Genomic DNA, 20,847 nt, shown 5'->3' with positions numbered 1-20,847 from the left:
CACAGTTCCCAGCGCTCTCATGCACGTAACGTCATCACCGCAGGCGGAAGAGGCGTTCTATCCAGGGACGGATCCCGGCGACCACCGGCCGGGCGGCCCTCGGGTAGGTGAAGACGGGGGTCTGGCCGCCGTACGCGGCGTGCAGTTCGGCCTTGCACCAGTCGGCGGTCACCCGGGCCGTGGCCCACGCCGCCGCGATGGCCGGCCTGGCCTCCGGATGGCGGTCGTAGGTCTGGAAGAGGGTCATGGTGGCGTCGGCGGCGGCGTGACCGTCGCCCGGGTACGCGGTGCCCGCCAGGTAGGGGGCCGCCCCGGGACGGGCAGCGGGCAGACCCGGCGGCCCAGGTGCGGGTCCTGGCGCAGCTCGAACGCCTCCACGACCCGCTCAGCCGCTCTCGACGGGGGTGGCGGGCTCCTCGGTGGGCGGGTGCGTGGGAGCGGGCGTGGCCGTCTCCGTGGGCGTGGTGGTCGGCGCGGGCGTCTCGGTGGGCGTCGGGGCGGGGGTGGGGGTCGGCACCGGCGGGGTGCGGGTCGGCGGACGCGTGCCCGGCTCGCCGTGCGGCGGATGGCCGGGCTCCCCGTGCGTCGGACGGCCCGGCGGATGACCCGGCTGGCCGGGCTGGCCGTACGTCGGGTCGCCGGGGTCCTGGCCCGGCGGATCGACCTGCGGCGGGCCGTCGGGCGTCGGCTGCGGCTCGCCGGGCTCGGGTTCGGCGGTCGGCGCGGTCGCGTGCGTGGGCACGAGCACGGCCGGCGGCACCGGCGTCGTCGAGCCGAGCATGCCGAACGGCTCGGGCGCCGCGCTGTCGAGGATGGGCTCTACGGTCAACTGGACGTCCTGCGGGTCGGGCTGCCAGGGAAGTCTGATGCCGGGCGGCTCGCCGGTGGCGGGGAACGCGGCCGTCGCCACCCCGGCGAGACCGCCGTTGTCCTTGCCGAACTGGTTGAAGATCACCGCTATCGCCACCACGGTCGCGACCGCCGCCAGCGCGCCCGCCACCGCCTGAGGCCACCTTCGAGCCGCCGTCTGGGTGGGAACGGGAAACCCGGCGGCGTCCAGGGAGGCCGTGCGGCGGGCGACGTAGCGGCGGTAGGGCAGCAGCTCGGGGTCGGCGAAGCAGCTCATGACCCTGATGCGCAGCGCGTCGGGGAGCGCGGCGGCGGGCAGCAGGGCGAAGACCTTGGCGGCCGAGGCCTGGCGGTCGCGGTGGGGCGCGCAGACCTCGCAGCGGGCGACGTGACCGACCAGGTGCTCGCGCATCTCCCTGGTGAGCTCGCCGGAGAAGCCGTCGAGGATCCGGGCCCGGCGCGGGCAGTCGTAGGGGCCCTTGCGTGCCAGGATCTCGGCGGTGACGGCGTCGGTGAGGTGCTCGCGCGCCTGCTGCCGGGCCTGCTCGACCTGGCGCGGCGAGAGCGCGAGCACCTGCGACAGGTCGGCGGTGCCCAGCTCGTGCGTGGTCGCGAGCTCCAGCACCTCGCGGTCGGCGACGGGCAGGCTCACGACGGCGTTCCAGGCCATGAGCCGCAGGTCGGCGTCGGCCGGGTCGTCGAGCGGCGGCGCCTCGGCCAGGGCCTCGTCGGTGCCGGGCGGCGCGGCCATCCTGCGGCGCAGGCATTCCAGCCGGGCGAGCGCGAGCAGCCAGACCCGGAACCTGTCGGGCTGGGACAGCGCGCCCGCGTGCGCCTCGGCGGCGATCAGCGTGTCGCGCAGGGCCACCTGGGCGCTGTCGGTGTCGAGGAGGAGGGACCAGCAGTAGCGGTAGACGCTCTCCGCGTGGGTGTCGTAGAGCGCGGCGAGGGCTCCCGGGTCACGGGTGCGGAGTGCCTCCACCAGGACGCGGTCATTCATGTGACCGAAGGTAATGGATCGGTAACTAGTAGTTCTACCGGTTCCGCCGCTTGTCTACCGCGACCTGTCAATTCCTCAACCTATTTGTTCGGACTAATGCCGATTATTGCTTTACTTGGCCCATGACCTGGCTCCCCCGATCCACCGTGAACGGCTCGGAGGTGGGCTTGACCGTGTGCTCCGGGATCGCGCCGCCCATGGCCAGATCCTCGTAGGGGCGGCCGGTCGAACCCCAGGTCCTGGCGGTGACGTCGGTCTTGGCGACCTTGCTGCCCTTGGGCAGTCCGGCCACGGTGAGGATGAACCTGGGCGGGCTGCCGGCCTTGACGTCGTCCACGAACGTGCTGCCGCCGCCGAGCAGTTTGCCGGCCCCGTCGCGCAACAACGCGTTCACCACCAGGCTGCTCGCCGGCAATTGATACGGATTCCCGACATAGCCGGTAATAAGGTAAGAGTCGTCTTTTTGGCGCATTGTCTGGACGCGGGTGATCGGGAACGACTGGAACGACGACGGGATGCGCGCGGCGGTCCGCCACTGCGCCGGACGGTACTGGATGGTCACCTTGACCGGCTTCTCGGCGGTGGACGCCTGGCCGGTGAAGGCCAGGGAGCCGCCCGGCGGCACGGCGTCGAGCGGCTGGTCCATGCGCACCACCTCGGTGCCGGCGGCGTCGCGGCCCACGATGGTGGCCACCACGTGCTCGCCGAAGTGCCACGGGTTGGCGTTGCTGAGCACGCCCGCCCAGTTGACGGCATAGCCGTCGGAGGACTTGGCGATGTTCGAGACCTGCTCCTTCAGAACGAGCGGCTTGAGCGATTGGGTTGGCTGGTCCTCACTTGAACAACCGGCGAGGCAGATCGCCCCGAGTGCGAGGAGGCTGACGGTTCGGCTACGCGGGATCACTTTGCCGTGATAACCCGTGCATGGGCACGGCTGTCAGATGACACGCGCCGGGCGTACCAACTCTTTAACGCCGCCGGACGACCCTGGTCTCGTCCCATACCGGCTCGGACGACTCGTAGACCATGCCGTCGGAGCCGAAGACCAGGAAACGGTCGAAGTCGGCGGCGAACCAGCGGTCGTGGGTGACCGCCATGACCGTGCCGTCGAACGCGTCGAGGCCCACCTGGAGCGCTTCGGCGCTGGCCAGGTCGAGGTTGTCGGTCGGCTCGTCGAGCAGGAGCAGCGTGGCGCCCGACAGCTCCAGCAGCAGGATCTGCAGCCGCGCCTGCTGGCCTCCGGACAGCGTGTCGAACCGCTGCTCGGCGATCAGCCCGGCCAGCTCGTAGCGGGCCAGGGTCTTCATGGCCTCGTTCTTGAGCCTGGCGTGCTCGTTCATCACGATCTCGACCGGTGTGCGGCCGAGCAGCTCGGGCCTGGAGTGGGTCTGGGCGAAATGCCCGGGTACGACCCGGGCGCCGAGCCTGGCCACGCCGGCGTGCGCGACGGGCTCGCCGGCCAGCAGGCGCAGGAAGTGGGACTTGCCCGAGCCGTTGGAGCCGAGGACGGCGACGCGCTCGCCGTACCAGATCTCCAGGTCGAACGGGCGCATGAGACCGGTCAGCTCAAGGCCCTCGCAGATGACCGCGCGCTTGCCGGTGCGGCCGCCGCGCAGCCGCATCTTGATGTTCTGGTCGCCGGGGGCCTGCTCGGGCGGGCCCGCCTCGACGAACCTGCGCAGCCGCGTCTGGGCCGCGTGGTAGGGGGCCGCCATGCCGTCGTTGTACCTGGCCTTGTTCTTCAACATGTTGACCAGGGCCTTGAGCTTGGCGTGCTCTTCGTCCCAGCGCCTGCGCAGCTCGTCGAGCCGCTCGTTGCGGGCCTTGCGGGCCTCGCCGTAGCCGGCGAAGCCGCCGCCGTGGATCCAGATGTTGCCCGACTCGACCGTGACGATGCGGTCGGCGGCGTTGGCGAGGAGCTGGCGGTCGTGGCTGACCAGCAGCACGGTCTTGGACGTCTCGCGGAGCTGCTGCTCCAGCCACTCCTTGCCGGGCACGTCGAGGTAGTTGTCGGGCTCGTCGAGCAGCAGGGTCTGGTCGGGGCCGCGCAGCAGCGCCTCCAGGACGAGCCGCTTCTGCTCGCCGCCGGACAGGGTGGCCACGTCGCGGTACTTCACCCGGTCGTACGGGACGCCGAGGGCGGCGACGGTGCAGGTGTCCCAGAGCACCTCGATCTCGTAGCCGCCGGCGTCGGTGTAGTCGCCGATGGCCTGCGCGTAGCGCATCTGCGCCTTCTCGTCGTCGCGCTCCATCATCACCAGCTCGGCCGCGTCGAGCCGCTCGGCCGCCTGCCGCACGGCCGGCGGGGCGACGCCCAGCAGCAGGTCGCGGACGTTGCTCCCGTCGCGCACGCTGCCGATGAACTGACGCATCACGCCCAGCCCTCCGGAGCTGGTCACGCTGCCCTCGACGGGTTCGAGGTCGCCGGCGACCAGGCGCATGAGCGTGGTCTTGCCCGCGCCGTTGGGCCCGACGAGCGCCGCCTTGACACCGTCGCCGATCCGGAAGGAGACGTCGTTGAGCAGGGGCCGGCCGTCGGGCAGCACGTACGTCAGATGTCCTACTTCAACGTGGCCCATCCGGGCAGGCTACCGGCCGCTCCGCACCACCGGCACCCGAATTTCGGGCCGGTGATCCCGGGGACCCTGGACAGCAAGTGATCTAATGACTAGAACTGTACGGGACCCCCCAGCCCTAGGAACCGGTGATGACGCGATTCCGCTCCTCCCTCGCCCCCCTCGCCGTCGCGGTGCTCGGTCTGATCGCCGCGCCGCAGCAAGCGTGGGCCGCGCCGCCCAAGCCCGTGCCGCCGTCGGTCGGCGCGACGCAACAGCAGTCCGGCCCGGTCTCGGCGTGCGCGCCCACCGTGCGCGGCGCGTCCGTGGACGCCCGGCTGACCAGCCTGTTCACCTCGTACGGCAACGACAACAGCCGCCTGGACGACTGGACGGGCGCCGACGGCACCTACTCGCTCAGGCTGCCGAACGGCCGTGAGCTGTGGGTGTTCTCCGACACCTTCCTCGGCCGGGTCAACCCCGACGGCTCCCGGCCGCCGGTCGTCGAGGAGGGCGGCACCACCGTCTTCCTGAACAACTCCTTCGCCGTCGAGCGGGACGGGCGGCTGTCCACGGTCCACGACGGCACGGCCGCGAAGCCCGAGGCCGTGATGCCGCCCCGCGACGACAAGCACTGGTACTGGGCCGGGGACGCCACGCTGGCGGGCGGCCTGGTCGAGGTCACCTACCAGGAGTACGAGCGGTTCGGCCCCGGCGCGTGGGACTGGCGCTGGCACCGGAACGTGGTGGCCAGGTTCGCGCCCGGCCGGCTCCACCAGCCGATCAGCGTGCACGACCTGCCCTCGGGACACGGCGTCTCCTGGGCCTCCGGCCTGCTGAAGGACGGCGGTTACACCTACGTGTACGGCGTCGAGGACCTCGGCTCGGCCAAGTACATGCACCTCGCCCGGGTCAGGGGCCAGAGCCTGCTGGGCACGTGGGAGTTCCGCACGGCCGACGGCTCCTGGTCGCCGGACGAGACCGACTCGGCCCGGATCATGGGCGGGGTGGCGAACGAGTACAGCGTCACCCGGGTCGGATCCGGATATGTCCTGATCACTCATGACACGACCGAGGTGCTCAGCCCCAACATCGTGGCCTACTCGGCGTGCTCGCCCACCGGCCCCTTCACCGGCAAGCAGCACGTCTACACCACCCCCGAGACCAGCGGGAACGTCTTCACCTACAACGCCCACGCCCATCCCGACGTCGCCGGGAACGGCCTGGTGGTCTCCTACAACGTCAACAGCTTCGTCAACACCGACCACTACCGGGACGTGTCCGTCTACCGGCCCAGGTTCCTGGATGTGACGTTCGAGTGAGACGTAACTGGGCGGCGCGCCTGCGGCACCTCACCCTTGACGGGCTGCGGGCGGTCACGCTGGAGAACGAGCGGCTGCGCGTGACCGTCGTGCCGGACAAGGGCGGCGACGTGGTGGAGTTCCTGCACAAGCCCACCGACACCGACTTCGTCTGGCTCTCCCCGCAGGGCCTGCGCGACCCGCGCGACCACCGTCACGGCGCGGCCGACGACGTCGCCCAGTTCGTCGACCACTACGAGGGCGGCTGGCAGGAGGTCTTCCCCAACGGCGGCGCGCCCGGCGAGTACCGGGGCGCGCGCCTGGCCCAGCACGGCGAGGTGGCCGGGCTGCCGTGGTCGTGCGAGGTGGTGGCCGACTCCGAGGAGGAGGTCGCGGTGCGGCTCGGCGTGCGGACGCGGCGGCTGCCGTACCGGGTGGAGAAGGTGTTCCGGCTCCGGTCCGGCACGGCCGCGCTGGAGGTCGAGGGGCGGGTGACCAACGAGGCGGACCTCGCGCTGCACGCGATGTGGGGGCAGCACATCGTCTTCGGGGCGCCGTTCCTGCGGGCGGGGGCGCGGATCCGGCTGCCCGAGGGGGTGCGGGTGATCCCGCACGCGGGCCCGATCGACCCGGCCGGGCGCCGGGTGCGTCCCGGCGGGCCGTGGCGGTGGCCGGTGGTGCCCGCCGACGGGGGCGGGGAGACGGATCGAGCGTCGTGCCGGAGCGGGGCGGGCCGAGCGACATCGTCTACCTCGCAGGTTTCCCTGAGGGTTGGTACGAAATTTCGGGGGATATCGGTATGCGGGTGGAGTGGGATGCGGCGCTCCTCCCCTACCTGTGGATGTGGCAGGAGCTCGGGGCGTCCACCGGCTACCCCTGGTGGGGACGGGCCTACACGCTGGGGCTCGAACCGTTCGCCGGCATGCCGACCGACGGCCTGGCCGCCGCCGTGGCCAACGGGAGCGCCCTGTCGCTCGGACCGCAGGAGACCAAGGTGTTGAGGTGGCGCGCGGAGGTGCTGGCGTGAGTGAGTTTTCCGGCAAGGTGGCGCTGGTCACCGGCGGGTCGATGGGCATCGGGCGGGCGGTGGTCGACCGGCTGGCCGACGGCGGCGCGAACGTGGTGTTCTGCGGCGTGGACAAGGACGCGGTGCTCGACAGCGAGCACGTCACCGGCGTCGTCGCCGACGTGCGCAGGGCCGGCGACATGCGTGACCTCGTGGATCTGGCCGTGACCAGGTACGGCGGCCTCGACGTCGTCGTCACCTGCGCCGGCGTCCAGCGGTACGGCACGGTCGAGGACACCCCGGAGGAGGTGTGGGACGAGGTCATGGACGTCAACCTCAAGGGCGTCTACCTCACCTGCAAGGCCGCCGTGCCGAGGCTCAGGGAGCGCGGCGGCGGCTCGATCGTGGTCATGTCGTCGGTGCAGGCGTTCGCCTCGCAGGCGCAGGTGGCCGCCTACACCGCGAGCAAGGCCGCCCTGAACGGCCTGACCAGGGCCATGGCGCTCGACCACGCGCCCGACGGGATCAGGGTCAACGTGGTCTGCCCGGGCTCGGTGGACACCCCCATGCTGCGCTGGGCGGCCGACCTGTGGCGGGGCGAGCTGTCGCAGGAGGAGCAGGTCGAGCAGTGGGGCAGGGCCCATCCGCTGGGCCGCGTCGGCCGCGCCGAGGAGGTGGCCGAGCTGGTGGCGTTCCTGGCGGGGCCGCGCTCGTCGTTCATCACCGGTGCCGAGCACCGCGTGGACGGCGGTCTGCTGGCCCGAAACCCGGCGGCGCTCCCCGACTAGGTCGAGTAAGTCCCCAGTCGCCTCCCAATCCTGGCAATCGTTGTGTCAACGCGACGAAGTACCAGGTGGTGAGCCTGGTAACCAGAGTCTCTGCGTGTAATCCGAGGGTGGGTCCCGAGCCCCCTCAAGCACGTAGGTACGGGTTCCGAAACAACTCACCGATCTAGGAGAGACCTGTGAGGCTCACCAAGAAGGCCGTCGGCTTCGTCGCCGCGGCCGCGCTGTTCACCGTGGTCGTCCCGGCTGCCGCGGCGGTGGCCAGCCCACGCTCGACGTGCTACGGCGGCCGCGTCTGCCTGTACGCCGGTTTCGACTACAACCGTGGCCAGAGCGACCACTGGCGCGACTTCACGGCCGACGACTCCGACCTGGCCGACAACAACTGGCTGAACTGGGACTTCAGCAACACCTGGCACAGCATGGACAACGAGACCAGCTCCGTCAGGAACCGCATCGGCTGCAGCGCCACCCTCTGGCAGCACGCCGACTACACCGGTGCCCACAGCACCTTCACCCACAACTCCAACGATGGTTACCTGTCCAACAACGCCATCGGCAACAACCGCACCAGCTCGATCGACATCTGGTGCCGCTGAGAAATAACGGGAGTGCCGGTTTCCGGGCTTGGCCGCCGGAAACCGGCTGTCGCGGCCTCCTCGCGGGCGCGCTGCTGCTGTCCGCCGCGGCCTGCGCCGCCGGCGAGCCCGTACGCGAGCGGCCTGCGGCGGGCGTGACCTCGGTGTCGCAGCTCGTGTTGCCGTTCGACGCCTACAAGCCGACTCCCGAGCAGCGGGCCGTCCTGGGCAATGCCCACAACCATCTGGTCGCGCAATGCATGAACCGCCGCGGCCTCACCGTCACCCCACCCGCCGAGGACGCCGCCGAGCTGGCGGCGGTCGATCCCGGCAACTCCCGCCGCTACGGCGTCGTGGACACCACGGCCGCCCAGCGGTACGGCTACCACCTGGCCAGGCCCCCGTCCCCGGACACCACCGCCTCCTGGGTCAACAAGCTGCCCAAGCACACCCGCCACCGCCTGTACGGCACCGCGGCCGACCGCGGCTGCCTCGACCGCGCCTCGGCGACGATGGAGAGCGGCACCCGCAAGGCGGACTGGCCGTGGCTGGGTCTCCAGGACTCGCTCACCCTGGAACAGGCCGCCAAGCACGGCGGCGTGGCCGCGGCGACCAGGCGCTGGCAGTCGTGCATGACCCAGGCAGGACACCCCTACCCGGATCCCGAGGCGGCCATCGCCGACTCCCGCTGGGACCTGGACAAGCCCGCCGTGAGCGAGGAGGAGAAGCAGACGGCCGTGGCCGACACGACCTGCAAGTGGTCGTCGGGCCTGGTCGCCGCCTGGTTCGATGCCGACGCCGAGCTTCAGCGCGCGGTCATCCGGGACAACGGGGAACGCTTCGAGGCGCTGGCCGCGAACCTGCGGCAGCGGCTGGAGCGGGCCTCACGCCTGCTGTCCGAGCACGAAGGCCGCCAGGTCGGCTGACTGGGCGAGCCTGCTGGGCTCGTGCGCGTACATCATGTGGCCGGCCTCGTAGTACTTGAACTCGACGTTGGCGGCCAGCTCGGCGGGCACGGGCAGGTGGGCGAAGGCGTGCTCGGCCGCGTAGTAGGGCGTGGCGCCGTCGTGGTAGCCGCAGGCCACGTGCACGCGCAGGTGCGGGTTGGTCCGCATGGCGGCGCCGAGCCGGTCGGTCACGCTGACGTGCACGCCCTCGAACTCCTTGTACGACCACGGGTGCACCCGCGAGCTGAGGATCTCGTAGGGCAGGTCGTTGGCGTACTCCAGCTCGGTCCGCAGGTAGTGGTTGAGCGCGGCGCTGTAGGGGCCGGTGATGGCGTTCATGCTCGGGTCGGAGACGAAGTGCTCGCGCCCGCCGTCGGGGTCCCAGCCGGTGAAGCGGCCGTCGAGCCTGCCGACGGTCAGCCGGCGGTCGCGCAGCAGCTCGGTGAAGAAGCGGATGTGCTCGATGCGCAGGTCCACGCGGTCGACGTAGTCCTCGGACAGGCCGGACAGCGCGGCGACCCTGGAGACCGCGGCGGCGCGCTCGTCGGCGGTGAGGCGGTTGCCGCGGGCCAGGGCCCACGGGTAGTCGCGGGAGGCGTACTCCTCGGCCTCGCGCAGCACGTCGGCCAGCGGGCGGTCGCCGTGCAGGCCGTGATAGTGCGCGATGGCGGCATATGTCGGTAGATAGAGGGCGTAGGCCACGTCGTTGCCCTCGTTGAACTCCACGGTCGCGTAGTCGAGCACCGAGGAGATCAGCATCACGCCGTTGAGGTACATGCCGTACCGCGACTGGAGATGGTCGGCCAGGCCGGCCGCCCTGACCGTGCCGTACGACTCGCCGGCCAGGAACTTCGGCGACATCCAGCGCGCGTTCCTGGTCGTCCAGAGCCGGATCACCTCGCCGACCGACTCCACGTCGCCGCTGAACCCGTGGTACGGGTCGGCCTTCTCCCCCTCGGCCGCCCGGGAGTAGCCGGTGGACATCGGGTCGATGACGACCAGGTCGCTCACCTTGAGCAGGGTCTCGTCGTTGTCGGCCAGCGCGTACGGCGGAGGCAGCAGCGAGCCCGCGTCCCCCATCACGACCCGGCGCGGGCCGAGGATGCCGAGGTGCAGCCACACGCTCGACGACCCGGGGCCGCCGTTGAAGGCGAACGTGACCGGTCTGGTCAGCGGGTCGGCGTCGTCGAGCGTGTAGGAGGTGAGGAACACCTCGGCCTTCGGGCGGTGGCCGTCGAACGTCCCGTCCGTGAACACCTCCTCGCGCACCACCATGGTTCCGGTGGTGGCGGTGTATCCCTCACCGGTCGGCAGGGTGTGCCGGGTGGTGACGAGGTTGTCGGCGGGCTTCTTCGTCTGTACTTCGTCGGACATAGCGGCCAATTATGGAGCAACGTCCACCGAGATCGCGGGGTCGGCGAAGCGTTCGTTCGGGACGGTGGCGTACCAGCCGGGACGGCCCGGGTCGCGGTCGTAGGGGTAGCCGCCGGTCTCCCGGTAGAGCTCGGCGTAGCGGGCCACACGATCGGGGTCGAGGCGCACCCCGAGCCCCGGGCCCGAGGGCACGGCGATGGCGCCGTCCGCGTACGGCAGCTTGCCGCCCTCGATCACGTCGTCGCGCAACTGGTGGTAGTGGGCGTCGGCGGCGTAGGTGAGGTTCGGCAGCACCGCGCCGAGGTGCAGCATGGTCGCGAGCTGGATGCCCAGTTCGCCCGAGGAGTGCACGGCCACCCCGACCTGGAACGTGTCGCACACCCCCGCCGCCTTCACGCACGGCCGCACCCCGCCCCAGAACGTCGTGTCCAGCAGCACCACGTCGGCGGCCCTGCGCAGCACGTTGGAGGCGAGCTGCTCGAAGTTGACGACCACCGTGTTGGTGGCCAGCGGCACCCTGACCTGCTCCCGAACGGCCCTGAGCCCTTCCAGCCCCCAGACGGGGTCCTCCAGGTAGTCGTTGTTCAGCCCCTCGATGGCCCGGCCGAAGCGCAGCCCCTCGGCCACCGACAGCACGGCGTTGGGGTCGTACCTGAGCCGGTCGGCGGGGAACGCCTCGGCCAGCGCGCGGTAGCACTCCAGCTCGTAGTCCGGCGGGAACACGCCGCCCTTGAGCTTGTGCACGGTGAACCCGTGCGCCTCCTTGAGGTGGGCGGCGTGCTCGACGAGCTGGCCGGGGGTACGGATCTCCGGGTGGCCGTCGGCGGCGTACCGGAAGAACAGGTAGGAGGCGAACGGGACCGCGTCCCGCAGCCGCCCGCCCAGCAGGTCGTGGGCGGGCACGCCGAGGTGCTGCCCGACGAGGTCGAGGCAGGCGAACTCGACGGCGGCCAGGAGCTGGGTGCGGTTGTTGTAGAGCGAGGCGGTCGGGTTGGCGATCTTGAAGCGCAGCGCCTCCAGCTCGAAGGGGTTGTGCCCCTTCAGGTACGGGACGAGCGCGCGGAAGGCCGACTCCGCGCTCTCTCCCCCGCCGCCCATCTCCCCCAGGCCGACCAGCCCGTTGTCGGCCTCGACCTCGACGATCGTGCGGACGAACCGCCCCCAGTGGGCGCCGTTGCTGTGCCGCAGCGGCGCCTCCAGCGGGACGGCGACCGTCGTGGCCCGGATGTCAACGATCTTCACGCGCGCTTCCCCCCGACGACGGCGACCCCGCACGCGGGCAGCCGGACCTCGACCGGATCCCGTCCCGGCACCGTGACCGTCGCCGTCACCGGCTCGGCGGCCAGCGACTGCAGCCGGACCACGCGCTCCCCGTCCACCCGGCCGATCGAGGTGATCAGCACGTCGGGGTGGTCCACCGAGGCGTAGGTCTCGGTGGACCCCGGTTCGCCGGTGACCAGCGCGCCGACGAACGGCTCGGTCAGCCCCGAGGCCACCGCCGCGCCCAGCCTGCTGCCCTTGACGCCGGCCTCCGACGTGACGGCGTACCGGAAGGTGGTCTCGCCCTGCTGCTGGGCCGGGAAGTTGGTGTCCCAGATGTTGTTGAGCGCCCAGGAGTAGACCGTGCCGTCCTCCTGGTCGAGCGTGGGCGGGAACGGCGCGTACGGCATGTGGATGGTGCCGAGCTGCACCAGCGGCGCTTCCAGGGTGGCCCAGGCGACGGTCAGCTCGGGGTCCTCGAAGGCGATCCAGTGCCTGATCGGCAACATGTACTCGGCCGAACCCGGGACGCGCGGCACGCCGGGGCCGCCGACGCCGCCGGTCAGCTCCCAGGCCGTGGCCGGGCCCGTCGCGAACGGGAAGGCCAGGAAGACCGCCTCCTTGGCCGGGGTGCCCTGCTTGGCGAGCTGGTAGGTCAGGTCGAGCCTGGGGACGCCCCGGTGCAGCTCGATCGTGGTGCGCAGCCAGTCGACGCCCTTGCCCTGGAGCTCGACGACCAGCTTCTCGCTCACCGCCGTGCGCTGCGCCTTGACGATCGTGGCGTTGCGGGCGACGGCCCGGTCGCCGAGGAGCGTCCTGTCGTGCGCCCCGACGTGGCCCGACAGGTGGTTGAAGTGCGGGGCGGTGGCGTAGCGGTCGTAGACGTACTGGCCGAAACCGGCGGCGGCGTCGCCGTTGACCAGCTCGCGGCCGGCCGACTTGTCGAAGATCGAGCTGATGTGGCCCTCGCGGACGTCGTAGGCGACCCGGTAGAACTCGTTCTCGATCACGCCGTCCAGGCCCGGCTCGACCGGCTCGGGGGCCTGGTTCTGTCCCCGGACGACGTCGAGCCGCGCGTAGCCGAAGCCGGGGACGTCGGCCACGACCGCGTGGACGTGCCGGCCGATCGGTCGGGTCGGCCAGTCGTCGGGGTCGACGTACTCCTCGTGGTGCGGCACGGTCTGCCCGGTCCGGGCGTCGACCAGCGCGATCGGCACGTCCACGGCCACCACGTCGCGCGGCAGGAACGCGCGCACGACGTCGGTCCGCGCCCGGGTGCCGGGGTTGAAGACGGCGAAGGAGGCCAGAGCGGCGGCTTCCCCGTCCGGGGCCGACAGGGCGGCTGCGAAGCGGCGGGTGGCGGCGTGCAGCAGGTCGGAGGCGTCGTCCTGGGCCTGGTAGGCGCCCGACGACTTGCGGGTCCACTGCAGGCCGCCGGAGTCGCCCGCCTCCTCGGCGTCCTCCCACGGGTTGGCCGCGCCCCAGGTGTGCTCGTTGAACAGGGCGACCTTGTCGTACGCCTCGTCGATCTGGTCCGTGGCGTCCGCGCCGGCGATCGTGTGCAGGGTCTCGGCGACGCGCAGGGCCGACTGCGCGCGGCGCACGTAGCCGAGCGGGCGGGCGCCCGAGCCGAGCCCGTCGGCCCACCAGTCGGTCCAGTCGCCTTCGTGCACGGCCAGGCGGTCGTGGTAGCGCTCCTCGACGTGCTCGAAGAAGTCGCTGTTGACCGCCGAGCGCAGGCGCGGCCAGGCCCACGTCTCGTTCCACCGGCGGGCGATCGAGGCGGGCACGATCGACGGCCCGGCGTTGTCGGCGTGCGCGCCCTGGACCCGCAGGTGCAGCACGTCCAGCTCGTACGGCTCGCGCGGCGCGTCCGGCCCCTGCCACCCGAACGTCCCCGGCCCGTACGGGTAGCCCCGCGTGGCCAGCGCCGACAGGTAGCGCGGCAGCAGGTCGTCGGCCAGCTCGTAGGAGTCGGTCAGCCCGACCGTGTTGCCCTCCATGTACGCCATCCCGTGCGGCGTGTCGGTGAACCACACGAGCAGTTCGTTCCCGCTCGGCGCCCGCCACCGGAAGGGCCTGGTCAGCTTGTCGCCGCCGTGCAGGTACGGCACCGACCGCCCGGCCCAGTTGTGCGCGGCGGCCAGGTAGCGCACGCCGGAGGCGTTGAGCGCGTCCACCAGGCCGACGACCGCGCCCGGCACGTCGGTGTGCATGGCGGATCTGGTGGCGAAGCCGTACCGGTCCTGGAGCTGTGCGGTGAAGCGGAGCTGGCGGTAGAGCTCCTCGGTCGAGCACGCCTCGGTGTGCAGCTGGAACGGCAGCGCGGTCACCTCGATCACGCCCGCCCTGGCCAGCGCGGCGAACGAGTCGACCTGCCCGGCGGGCCGGGCGTCGAGCCATTTGAGCGCGGGCATCGACGACTCGACCGTCCAGCGGAACTTGGCGTCGTCCGGCCAGGAGGCGGTCTCCTCGGCCAGCCGCAGCGCCGCGTCGAGGTAGTCGAGGTGGTGGCGGAGCACCGTGCCCTGCGGGTCGGTGTAGCCGATGTCCAGGTGCGAGTGGTGCACGACGAACACGCTCCACTTGCGCTGCGCGGTGACCGTGACCTGCGCGCTGCCGACCACGCCGGCGTCGTCGCGGCACTCCAGGGTGAGCGTGCGCGGCGCGTCCACCTCGGGCACCAGCAGCGTCACGTCCGTGCCCGAGGCGCTGTCGACGCCCACCAGCACGTGGGTCAGGGGTTGCGTGCTCGACACCCTGACCGCCTGGCGGCCGTCGTGCGTGAACAGCGGCAGCACCGCGACCCGCACCTCCAGCCCGCGCACGCTGATCACCGGGGTCGAGGTGTCGTTGCGCAGCGCCTGCCTGATCCCGTCGTAGTCGGGGCTACCCAGGCTCCGCTGCAGCAACCGGCTCGTCATCTAAACACTCCCTAGGGACAGGCCCCGTGCGAAGAGGCGCTGGGTTGCCAGGAACAGCACGACCGTCGGCAGCGAGACCACCAGGCCCGCCGCCAGGCCGACGGGGACCGGGGTGCCGGCGTAGACGTCGGTCATCAGGCCGGCCAGTGCGGTCATGACCGGCCGGACGCTCTCGGTCTGCGTCAGCGTCAGGCCGAAGATCAGGTCGTTCCAGATGAAGGTGAACTCCAGGATGAACACCGCCGTCAGCGCGCTGAGCGAGATCGGCAGGTAGATCCGCCAGAAGATGCGCCACGTGGACGCGCCGTCCATGCGGGCCGCCTCGAAGATCGAGAACGCGACGCCCGTGTAGAAGTTGCGCAGCACGAACGCGGCCAGCGGCACGTTGATCGCGGTGTAGACGAGGATCATGCCGAGCCTGCTGTCGTACAGGCCGGCGTCGCTGTAGCCGACGAACAGCGGCACGAGCAACATCTGCGACGGGAAGACCGTGCCGCCGAAGATCAGCAGGAACCACCAGAACCCGTGCCGCAGCCGCAGCACCACGATCGTGTAGCCGGCCAGCGCCCCGATCACCACGCCGAGCAGCGGCGAGACGACCGCGTAGAGGGCGGTGCTGGCCAGGCTGGCGGTCAGGTCGGCGCTGTCCAGGGCACGGCCGAAGTTCTCCAGCAGCGCGAAGTCGCCGGACGGCACCCACGCGCGACCCGGATCGTACGAGGCCGCCGGTCTGGAGGCGTTGACGATGAGCAGGTAGGTCGGCCCGAGCCAGATCAGCCCGAGCACGATCAGCACGATCCGCCGGATCATCGCACCTGCCTCCTCAGGTAGAGGTAGGAGGCCAGCCCGGTGACCACGGTGAGCATCACCGCGACCGCCGAGCCGTAGCCGTAGTCACTGGCCACGAACGTGTCGCGGTACATGGTCACCGCCAGCGTCTCGGAGTTGCGTCCCGGGCCGCCCTGCGTCAGCACCCACACGATGTCGAACGTCTTCAGGCTCGCCACCAGCGCCAGCCCGACCACGACCGCGGTCAGCGGGCGCATCAGCGGCCAGATCACGTGCCGGAACAGCCGCCAGCCGGAGGCGCCGTCGATGCGGGCGGCCTCGATCGGCTCCTTGGGGATGGACTGCAGGCCCACGACGAACAGCAGCGTGTTCACGCCGAGTTGCTGCCAGGTCCACACCAGCAGCATGGCCAGCGTGTTGTGCGGCGCGACCTGGAGGAACGCGGTGTCCACGCCGAGCAGCCGGTTGGCGATCCCGTCGTGGGACAACACCGGACTCCACACCATGGCCAGGCCCGCGCCGCTCAGCGCGTACGGCAGCATGAACGGCACCCGGTACCAGGCGCCCCCCTTGATGTCGTAGGACAGCACCGCGACCAGCAGGCCGAGCCCGACCGGCAGCACCATCGTGCCGGCCACCCAGATGAGCGTGTTGCGGGTCGAGGTGAGCAGCGCGGGGTCGTCCAGCAGCTTGACGAAGTTGCGCACGCCGACCCACGCCGGGGACTCCAGGCCGTCGTACCGGGTGAGGCTCAGGTAGGCCGTCCACAGGAACGGCGCGTAGAGCAGCCCCGCGACCAGCACGGCCGCGGGCGCCACATAACCGTGCCTGAACCGGCCGAGCATCGGTGCCCGCATCACTGATGCGTGGCCCAGTACTCGTCGGCGGCCTTCTGGATGGTCTCCAGCACTTCCTTGTACGTGCCGGGCTCGGTGACGAACTTGCCGAAGCCGTCGAGCGCGGCGGTCAGCACCGGGGGCGGCGTGGCCTCGAAGTAGCGGTTGACCAGGCGGTACTTGCCGCCGCCCGCGTCCTTGGTGACCGTGCCGAGCGCTTCGTCGGCGATCTCGACCTTCGGGTTGGCGCTCACGTCACCCCTGGTGGAGGCCCACTTCTTCTGGGCGTCGGCGCTGGTCCACCACTTGAGGTACTTCATGTTGGAGTCGGGGTCGGCCCCCTTGGCGAGCGAGCACAGCGGCCCGCTCTCGAAGATCATCGAGGTCTTCGGCAGCGCGGGGTTGACGTTGGGAATGACGAAGAATCCATAGTCGGTGCCGGACTTCAGGTCGCGCTGCGTCATGCTGGTGCCGAACCAGGTGCCGAAGGAGACCATCGCCGCCTTGCCGTTCTTCAGGACGTCACCGGGGTCGGTCTTGTCACCCGGGTTCATGAAATATCCGGCGTCGATGAGCGACTTCCACTTCTCCATCACCTGGACCACACCCGGGTCGGTGTACTTGGCCTGACCCGTGGACAGGCGGTCGTACAGGTCGGGGTCGGAGCCGGCCATGAGCTGCTCGAACCAGACGAAGGAGAACAACACGCTGGTGTGGTAGAAGGCCTTGACGCCGTTCTTCTTCAGGGTGTCGGCGGCCTGGACCAGCTCGTCCCAGGTCTGCGGGGGCTTCAGGCCGTACTTGTCGAAGATCTTCTTGTTGTAGAACATGCCCCAGTAGGCGACGTTCATCGGCACGCAGTACTGCTTGCCGCCGATCGTGTAGTACGGCGCGAGGTCCTGCGACAGGTCGCCCGCCTTGATCGCCTCCTGCCAGACGGCCGTGGTGTCGGCCACCTGCTTCTGCTTGACGATCTCCTCCAGCATCCCCCCGGTCTGCCAGGTGAACAGGTCAGGCTTGACGTTCGTGCGGAAGGACGCCTTGATGAAGGCCTGGTACTGGGCGGAGTCGGTGTACCCCGTCGGCTTCATGCCCAGGCCGATCTGCTGCTTGGACAGGGCGCCCATCTCGTCGAAGTATTTCGTCCAGGCGCCCTTGTCGTTGTAGAGCGTCAGTTCGGTCTTCTTCTCCGGCGCCTCGGCGCTGTTTCCGCCGCAGGCGGTCAGGACCAGCGCCGCCACGCCCAGCGTGGCCACACGTGACCGGAACATGGCCGGCCTCCTTGCTCTTTCGGGGGGACTTGCTCTATCTGGGGGGCAACCTCTGCTCGACGACGGTCCGGACGTCGACCAGATGGGCCCGCATACGCGCCTGCGCCTCGGCGGCGTCGCGCGCTTCGATGGCCTCCAGGATGGCCAGGTGCTCCTCGTAGTCACGGCGCCGGTCGTCGAAGATCTGCAGGATCTCCCGCTGCTCGGCCCCGTGGACGGTGAGCAGCGAGTCGACCACCTCGTGCAGCACGCTGTTGCCCGCCATCCGCGCGGTCGCCCGGTGGAAGGACATATTGGCCTCGTGCAGCTCGGCGTCCTCGCCGCGCAGGTGCCGGCCCGCCTGGTCGAGCACCCGCTTGACCGCGGCCAGCTCCGCGCCCTCGGCGTGCTCGGCGGCCATGGCGGCCAGCGGCGGCTCGATCACGATCCGCGCGCCGAGCAGTTCGAGGAGCTGGGCGACGTGCATCTCGCGCATGTTGGGGTTGGGCAGCACGAGCCGCTCGATGTCGGCGCCGACGTAGATGCCCGAGCCGTGCCGCAGCTCGATGGCCCCGGTGGCCTCCAGCCTGCGCAACGCTTCGCGCAGCGTCGGGGTGGTGACGGCGAAACGCTGGGAGAGCTCCCTGGTGGACGGCAGCCTGTCGCCCGGCCGGTGCCCCCCACTACGGATGAGCTCCAGCATGCGCTCGGTCAGAGCGTCGGAAAGCGTCGGCCGCGCAACCTCGGACATATCAAGTGATCTAATCACTTAATCCGACGCACGTCTACGCTGACCGGCGATTTCTCCGGCTCAGCGCTTGAGCAGGTCCTTCATCAGGTCGATCTGCGCCTTGCGGGACGCCTGGACCTGCGCCGCCCACTCCTTGACCGCCGGATCCGCCCCGGAGGCCACCTCGGTGTCCGCCATCCTGATCGCGTCGCCCTGGTGCGCGATCAGCAGGGTCATCAGGTCGCGCTCGAAGGACTTCGACTTCTTCAGCGCCCTGATCTGCTTGCGGTCGGTCTCCGGCATGCCGCCGTGGTGGTCGTGGGCGCCGGAGGCGGCGGTGAGCGGCTGTTCCCAGGCGTACAGCCAGCGCAGCATCATCTCGACCTCGTCCTGCTGCGTGCCGGCCACGGCGGCCACCAGGATCCGGAGCTGGTCGGTGGTGGCCCGTTCGCCGCCCAGCTTGGCGATCTCGATGCCCTGGCGGTGGTGCTGGACCATCATCTGCACGAACATCACGTCCTGGGCGTTCACCGGAGGGGCCTTGGCCCCGGCCGTCCCGCAGGCGGTGGCCAGCAGGAGGCCCAGGGCCGCCAGGACGAGCTTCAGGGCGCCGGATCGGGGGGTTGCGGCCACTCTGCGCGCCTTCCATTAAAAAGGAAACCTTCCTAAGAGTTAGACGATTTCCCCGAAACGCGCAAGGGCCCCTGTCAAGGACGCGTTGTAACGTTCCCGGTAGCGCCGCACGACCTCGGCCAGATCGTTCTCCGCCGTGCCGATGGAACGTGCCAGCCCGCGCCGGTACTCCTTGTTGTGCGTGGCCATGATGTCGCCCGAGACGCGCGGCAGGTCCTCCAGGCCGGGCGGATCGGCACGACGAGCCCGCACACGCCCTCGACGGTCAGGTCGTAGCCGCGCGTCAGGTGGACGACCACCGCCAGGGTCCGCAGCGCGGCCGCGTCCAGGGCGCCGCCGCGGCAGGAGGTCAGCACGCGGTCGAGGTCGGTGGTGCTCAGGCCGGTCCTGCGGGCCAGCCGTACGAGCCTGCTCACCCGGTCGAACCAGTACGGCGGGACCGGCCCCGGCCTGCCGTCGACGACGGTCCCCAGCTTGGCGCCGTCCTCGGACATCGTCACCGGAGGGCCGCCGAGGTTGACGAAGAACTTCGCCGGCGGCCGGTCCGGGTCCTCCGCCTGCACGAGCAGTTCCCGCAGTTCCAGCGCGGTCAGCCCGGCGGCCTCGCGGAAGCGCCCGACGCTCTCCAGGACGCTCAGCCGGTCCTGGTCCGAGAGCCCGTAGAGGCGTTTGACCTGCGCCTCGCTCGTCGCGGCCGTCGTCGCGTTGGTGACGTCCTCGGGGGACAGGCCGAGGTACAGCCGGGCCACCGTGCCGGGGTCGGCGTCCGGGGCGAAGAGCCGGTAGAGCTCGTCCGGGCCCAGCCGCAAGCGGCCCAGGTAGTTCCTGAACCGCTCCTCACGCAGCGAGAACGGCATCGAGAACGGGAAGGCCAGCCCGCGCATCACCTCGTACGGATCCCGCCCGACGAGCTTTTCGAGCATCTCCACGACGATGTCGAGGTAGGGCGACTCCGTGAACGTGTTCTCGGCGTCGAGCAGGATCCTGCGCAGATCCGGCCGTCGCTCCTCGCCGAGCAGGGACGGCTGCCGGAAGACGTTCTCCATGAGCCCCAGCAGGTCGACGAGGTGGGCGCCCGGCGAGTACACCGTACGGGCTTCGTCCTCTTGTCTGTGGTCGAGCTCGACGTCGAACAGCTGCTCGTAGTTCGGTAAGGATTCGCCCCTGGCCACGTGTCCCCCTCTGAGGAGCTCCTGTGTTCCCGCCGGTCCTCGGACTCAGAGGCACTCGACCCTCCAGGAATACGCCTGCCGGGTGACAGGTCCAGCCCCGTGTCCGGAACCGGACAATCGATCAACCGTCGTACGGGACGCCGGTCCCGGCAGCACGGTCATGGCCTCCCGGCCCGGGCCGCGCCTACCCCCGGTCGGCCGATCCCCCACCGAAGATCTCCGTGACCAGCCGCTGCGTGGCCTTCTGGAACGCCTCCGCCTGGGACATCGCGGCGTCGTCCACGTAGGTCAGCGAGGCGGTCAGGGTCGTGCCGCCGTCGGGCGTGCTGTACATCAGCGCCGCGGAGCCCGAGATGCCGCCGTTGTGGGTGATGATGGTGCCGCATTCGGGGTCCGCGTCCTGCACGAACACCCCCAGGCCGTAGCCGATCTTGGGGTGCGCGTCGAGCATCTCGGCCAGCAGCGGCGCCGGCAGCAGCCTGCCGCCCAGCAGCCCGGAGATGAACGTGTGCAGGTCCTCGGTGGTCGAGATCATGTCGCCGCCGGTGGCGATCCAGGAGGGGTTCTGGCGGGTGACGTCGACCGTCTTCTCCTGGCCGTCCTCCTCGTACCGGTAGTAGGCGTGGGCGTGCGGCCCGGCGATCTCCGTGTCGGTGCCCGGCACGACGGTGTCCGTCAGCCCGAGCGGCTCCAGGACGCGCCGCCGCATCTCCTCGGCGAGCGGACGGCCGGTGACCTTCTCGATCAGCAGCCTGACCAGCACGTAGTTGGTGTTGGAATGCAGGAGTAGGGCAAAAGCCCGAGGTCAACGCGCCTTTGATGGCGCGGAAGGTCAGCACATCGTCAGCACGCGGCGGC

Annotated in this window: 19 protein-coding genes; 5 read left to right on the top strand and 14 right to left on the bottom strand. The window is 70.7% G+C overall.

The features are described from left to right. Window positions 1-34: 34 nt before the first annotated feature. From ACIHAD_RS36090 to ACIHAD_RS36075, 4 genes are all read right to left on the bottom strand, one after another. Window positions 35-247, bottom strand: coding sequence for a hypothetical protein (locus ACIHAD_RS36090; RefSeq protein WP_397359207.1), 213 nt, complete (start codon window positions 245-247; stop codon window positions 35-37). Window positions 248-385: 138 nt separating this feature from the next. Then, window positions 386-1,849, bottom strand: a complete 1,464-nt coding sequence (locus ACIHAD_RS36085) for a sigma factor-like helix-turn-helix DNA-binding protein (protein WP_397359206.1) — start codon at window positions 1,847-1,849, stop codon at window positions 386-388. Window positions 1,850-1,952: 103 nt separating this feature from the next. After that, on the bottom strand, window positions 1,953-2,753 hold the full coding sequence (locus tag ACIHAD_RS36080) for a hypothetical protein (protein WP_397359205.1): 801 nt from the start codon (window positions 2,751-2,753) through the stop codon (window positions 1,953-1,955). 64 nt (window positions 2,754-2,817) lie between these two features. Further along, the gene (locus ACIHAD_RS36075) at window positions 2,818-4,428 is read right to left on the bottom strand and encodes an ABC-F family ATP-binding cassette domain-containing protein (protein WP_397359204.1); all 1,611 of its coding nucleotides are present in this window, start codon (window positions 4,426-4,428) and stop codon (window positions 2,818-2,820) included. A 128-nt stretch (window positions 4,429-4,556) separates the two neighbouring features. Here ACIHAD_RS36075 and ACIHAD_RS36070 point away from each other — a divergent pair, with 128 nt between their 5' ends. The 5 genes from ACIHAD_RS36070 to ACIHAD_RS36050 all read left to right on the top strand — a co-directional run bounded on the left by ACIHAD_RS36070 (window position 4,557) and on the right by ACIHAD_RS36050 (window position 9,000). Beyond that, a complete protein-coding gene (locus ACIHAD_RS36070) occupies window positions 4,557-5,726 on the top strand; it encodes a DUF4185 domain-containing protein (RefSeq protein WP_397359203.1) in 1,170 nt (389 codons plus the stop codon). Next, the gene (locus ACIHAD_RS36065; RefSeq protein WP_397359202.1) at window positions 5,723-6,706 is read left to right on the top strand and encodes a DUF4432 family protein; all 984 of its coding nucleotides are present in this window, start codon (window positions 5,723-5,725) and stop codon (window positions 6,704-6,706) included. The genes ACIHAD_RS36070 and ACIHAD_RS36065 overlap by 4 nt, the downstream gene beginning before the upstream one ends. Before the next feature lie 22 nt (window positions 6,707-6,728). Continuing rightward, window positions 6,729-7,499: an SDR family NAD(P)-dependent oxidoreductase gene (locus ACIHAD_RS36060; protein WP_397359201.1), complete on the top strand. Its 771-nt coding sequence runs from the start codon at window positions 6,729-6,731 to the stop codon at window positions 7,497-7,499. 176 nt (window positions 7,500-7,675) lie between these two features. After that, entirely contained in the window at window positions 7,676-8,095 is a 420-nt protein-coding gene (locus ACIHAD_RS36055) for a peptidase inhibitor family I36 protein (protein ID WP_397359200.1), read from the top strand. Next, window positions 8,086-9,000: a hypothetical protein gene (locus tag ACIHAD_RS36050; protein ID WP_397359199.1), complete on the top strand. Its 915-nt coding sequence runs from the start codon at window positions 8,086-8,088 to the stop codon at window positions 8,998-9,000. Before ACIHAD_RS36055 ends, ACIHAD_RS36050 begins: the two co-directional genes overlap by 10 nt. On the opposite strand, the gene ACIHAD_RS36045 is transcribed toward ACIHAD_RS36050, so the two are convergent. From ACIHAD_RS36045 to ACIHAD_RS36000, 10 genes are all read right to left on the bottom strand, one after another. Further along, entirely contained in the window at window positions 8,959-10,395 is a 1,437-nt protein-coding gene (locus ACIHAD_RS36045; protein WP_397359198.1) for a S10 family peptidase, read from the bottom strand. The two genes, ACIHAD_RS36050 and ACIHAD_RS36045, sit on opposite strands and share 42 nt — an antisense overlap. A gap of 9 nt (window positions 10,396-10,404) precedes the next feature. Further along, window positions 10,405-11,637: an enolase C-terminal domain-like protein gene (locus ACIHAD_RS36040; RefSeq protein ID WP_397359197.1), complete on the bottom strand. Its 1,233-nt coding sequence runs from the start codon at window positions 11,635-11,637 to the stop codon at window positions 10,405-10,407. Continuing rightward, on the bottom strand, window positions 11,634-14,579 hold the full coding sequence (locus ACIHAD_RS36035; protein ID WP_397359196.1) for a glycoside hydrolase family 38 C-terminal domain-containing protein: 2,946 nt from the start codon (window positions 14,577-14,579) through the stop codon (window positions 11,634-11,636). The genes ACIHAD_RS36040 and ACIHAD_RS36035 overlap by 4 nt, the downstream gene beginning before the upstream one ends. Continuing rightward, window positions 14,580-15,389: a carbohydrate ABC transporter permease gene (locus tag ACIHAD_RS36030; RefSeq protein WP_397359195.1), complete on the bottom strand. Its 810-nt coding sequence runs from the start codon at window positions 15,387-15,389 to the stop codon at window positions 14,580-14,582. It abuts the gene before it with no gap. Then, entirely contained in the window at window positions 15,386-16,225 is an 840-nt protein-coding gene (locus ACIHAD_RS36025; protein WP_397359194.1) for a carbohydrate ABC transporter permease, read from the bottom strand. Before ACIHAD_RS36025 ends, ACIHAD_RS36030 begins: the two co-directional genes overlap by 4 nt. Continuing rightward, window positions 16,225-17,475, bottom strand: coding sequence for an ABC transporter substrate-binding protein (locus ACIHAD_RS36020; protein ID WP_397359193.1), 1,251 nt, complete (start codon window positions 17,473-17,475; stop codon window positions 16,225-16,227). Before ACIHAD_RS36020 ends, ACIHAD_RS36025 begins: the two co-directional genes overlap by 1 nt. Window positions 17,476-17,509: 34 nt before the next feature. Continuing rightward, window positions 17,510-18,205 (bottom strand): FadR/GntR family transcriptional regulator, encoded by a 696-nt coding sequence (locus tag ACIHAD_RS36015; RefSeq protein ID WP_397359192.1) that lies wholly within the window; start codon window positions 18,203-18,205, stop codon window positions 17,510-17,512. A gap of 60 nt (window positions 18,206-18,265) precedes the next feature. Further along, a complete protein-coding gene (locus ACIHAD_RS36010; RefSeq protein ID WP_397359191.1) occupies window positions 18,266-18,817 on the bottom strand; it encodes a DUF305 domain-containing protein in 552 nt (183 codons plus the stop codon). 74 nt (window positions 18,818-18,891) lie between these two features. Continuing rightward, a complete protein-coding gene (locus ACIHAD_RS36005) occupies window positions 18,892-19,989 on the bottom strand; it encodes a hypothetical protein (RefSeq protein WP_397359190.1) in 1,098 nt (365 codons plus the stop codon). 184 nt (window positions 19,990-20,173) lie between these two features. Further along, on the bottom strand, window positions 20,174-20,773 hold the full coding sequence (locus ACIHAD_RS36000; RefSeq protein WP_397359363.1) for a serine hydrolase domain-containing protein: 600 nt from the start codon (window positions 20,771-20,773) through the stop codon (window positions 20,174-20,176). Window positions 20,774-20,847 lie beyond the last annotated feature (74 nt).

Source organism: Nonomuraea sp. NPDC052265, from assembly GCF_044547985.1.
GTDB lineage: Bacteria > Actinomycetota > Actinomycetes > Streptosporangiales > Streptosporangiaceae > Nonomuraea.
This window is presented reverse-complemented; position numbering and strand designations above follow the sequence as displayed.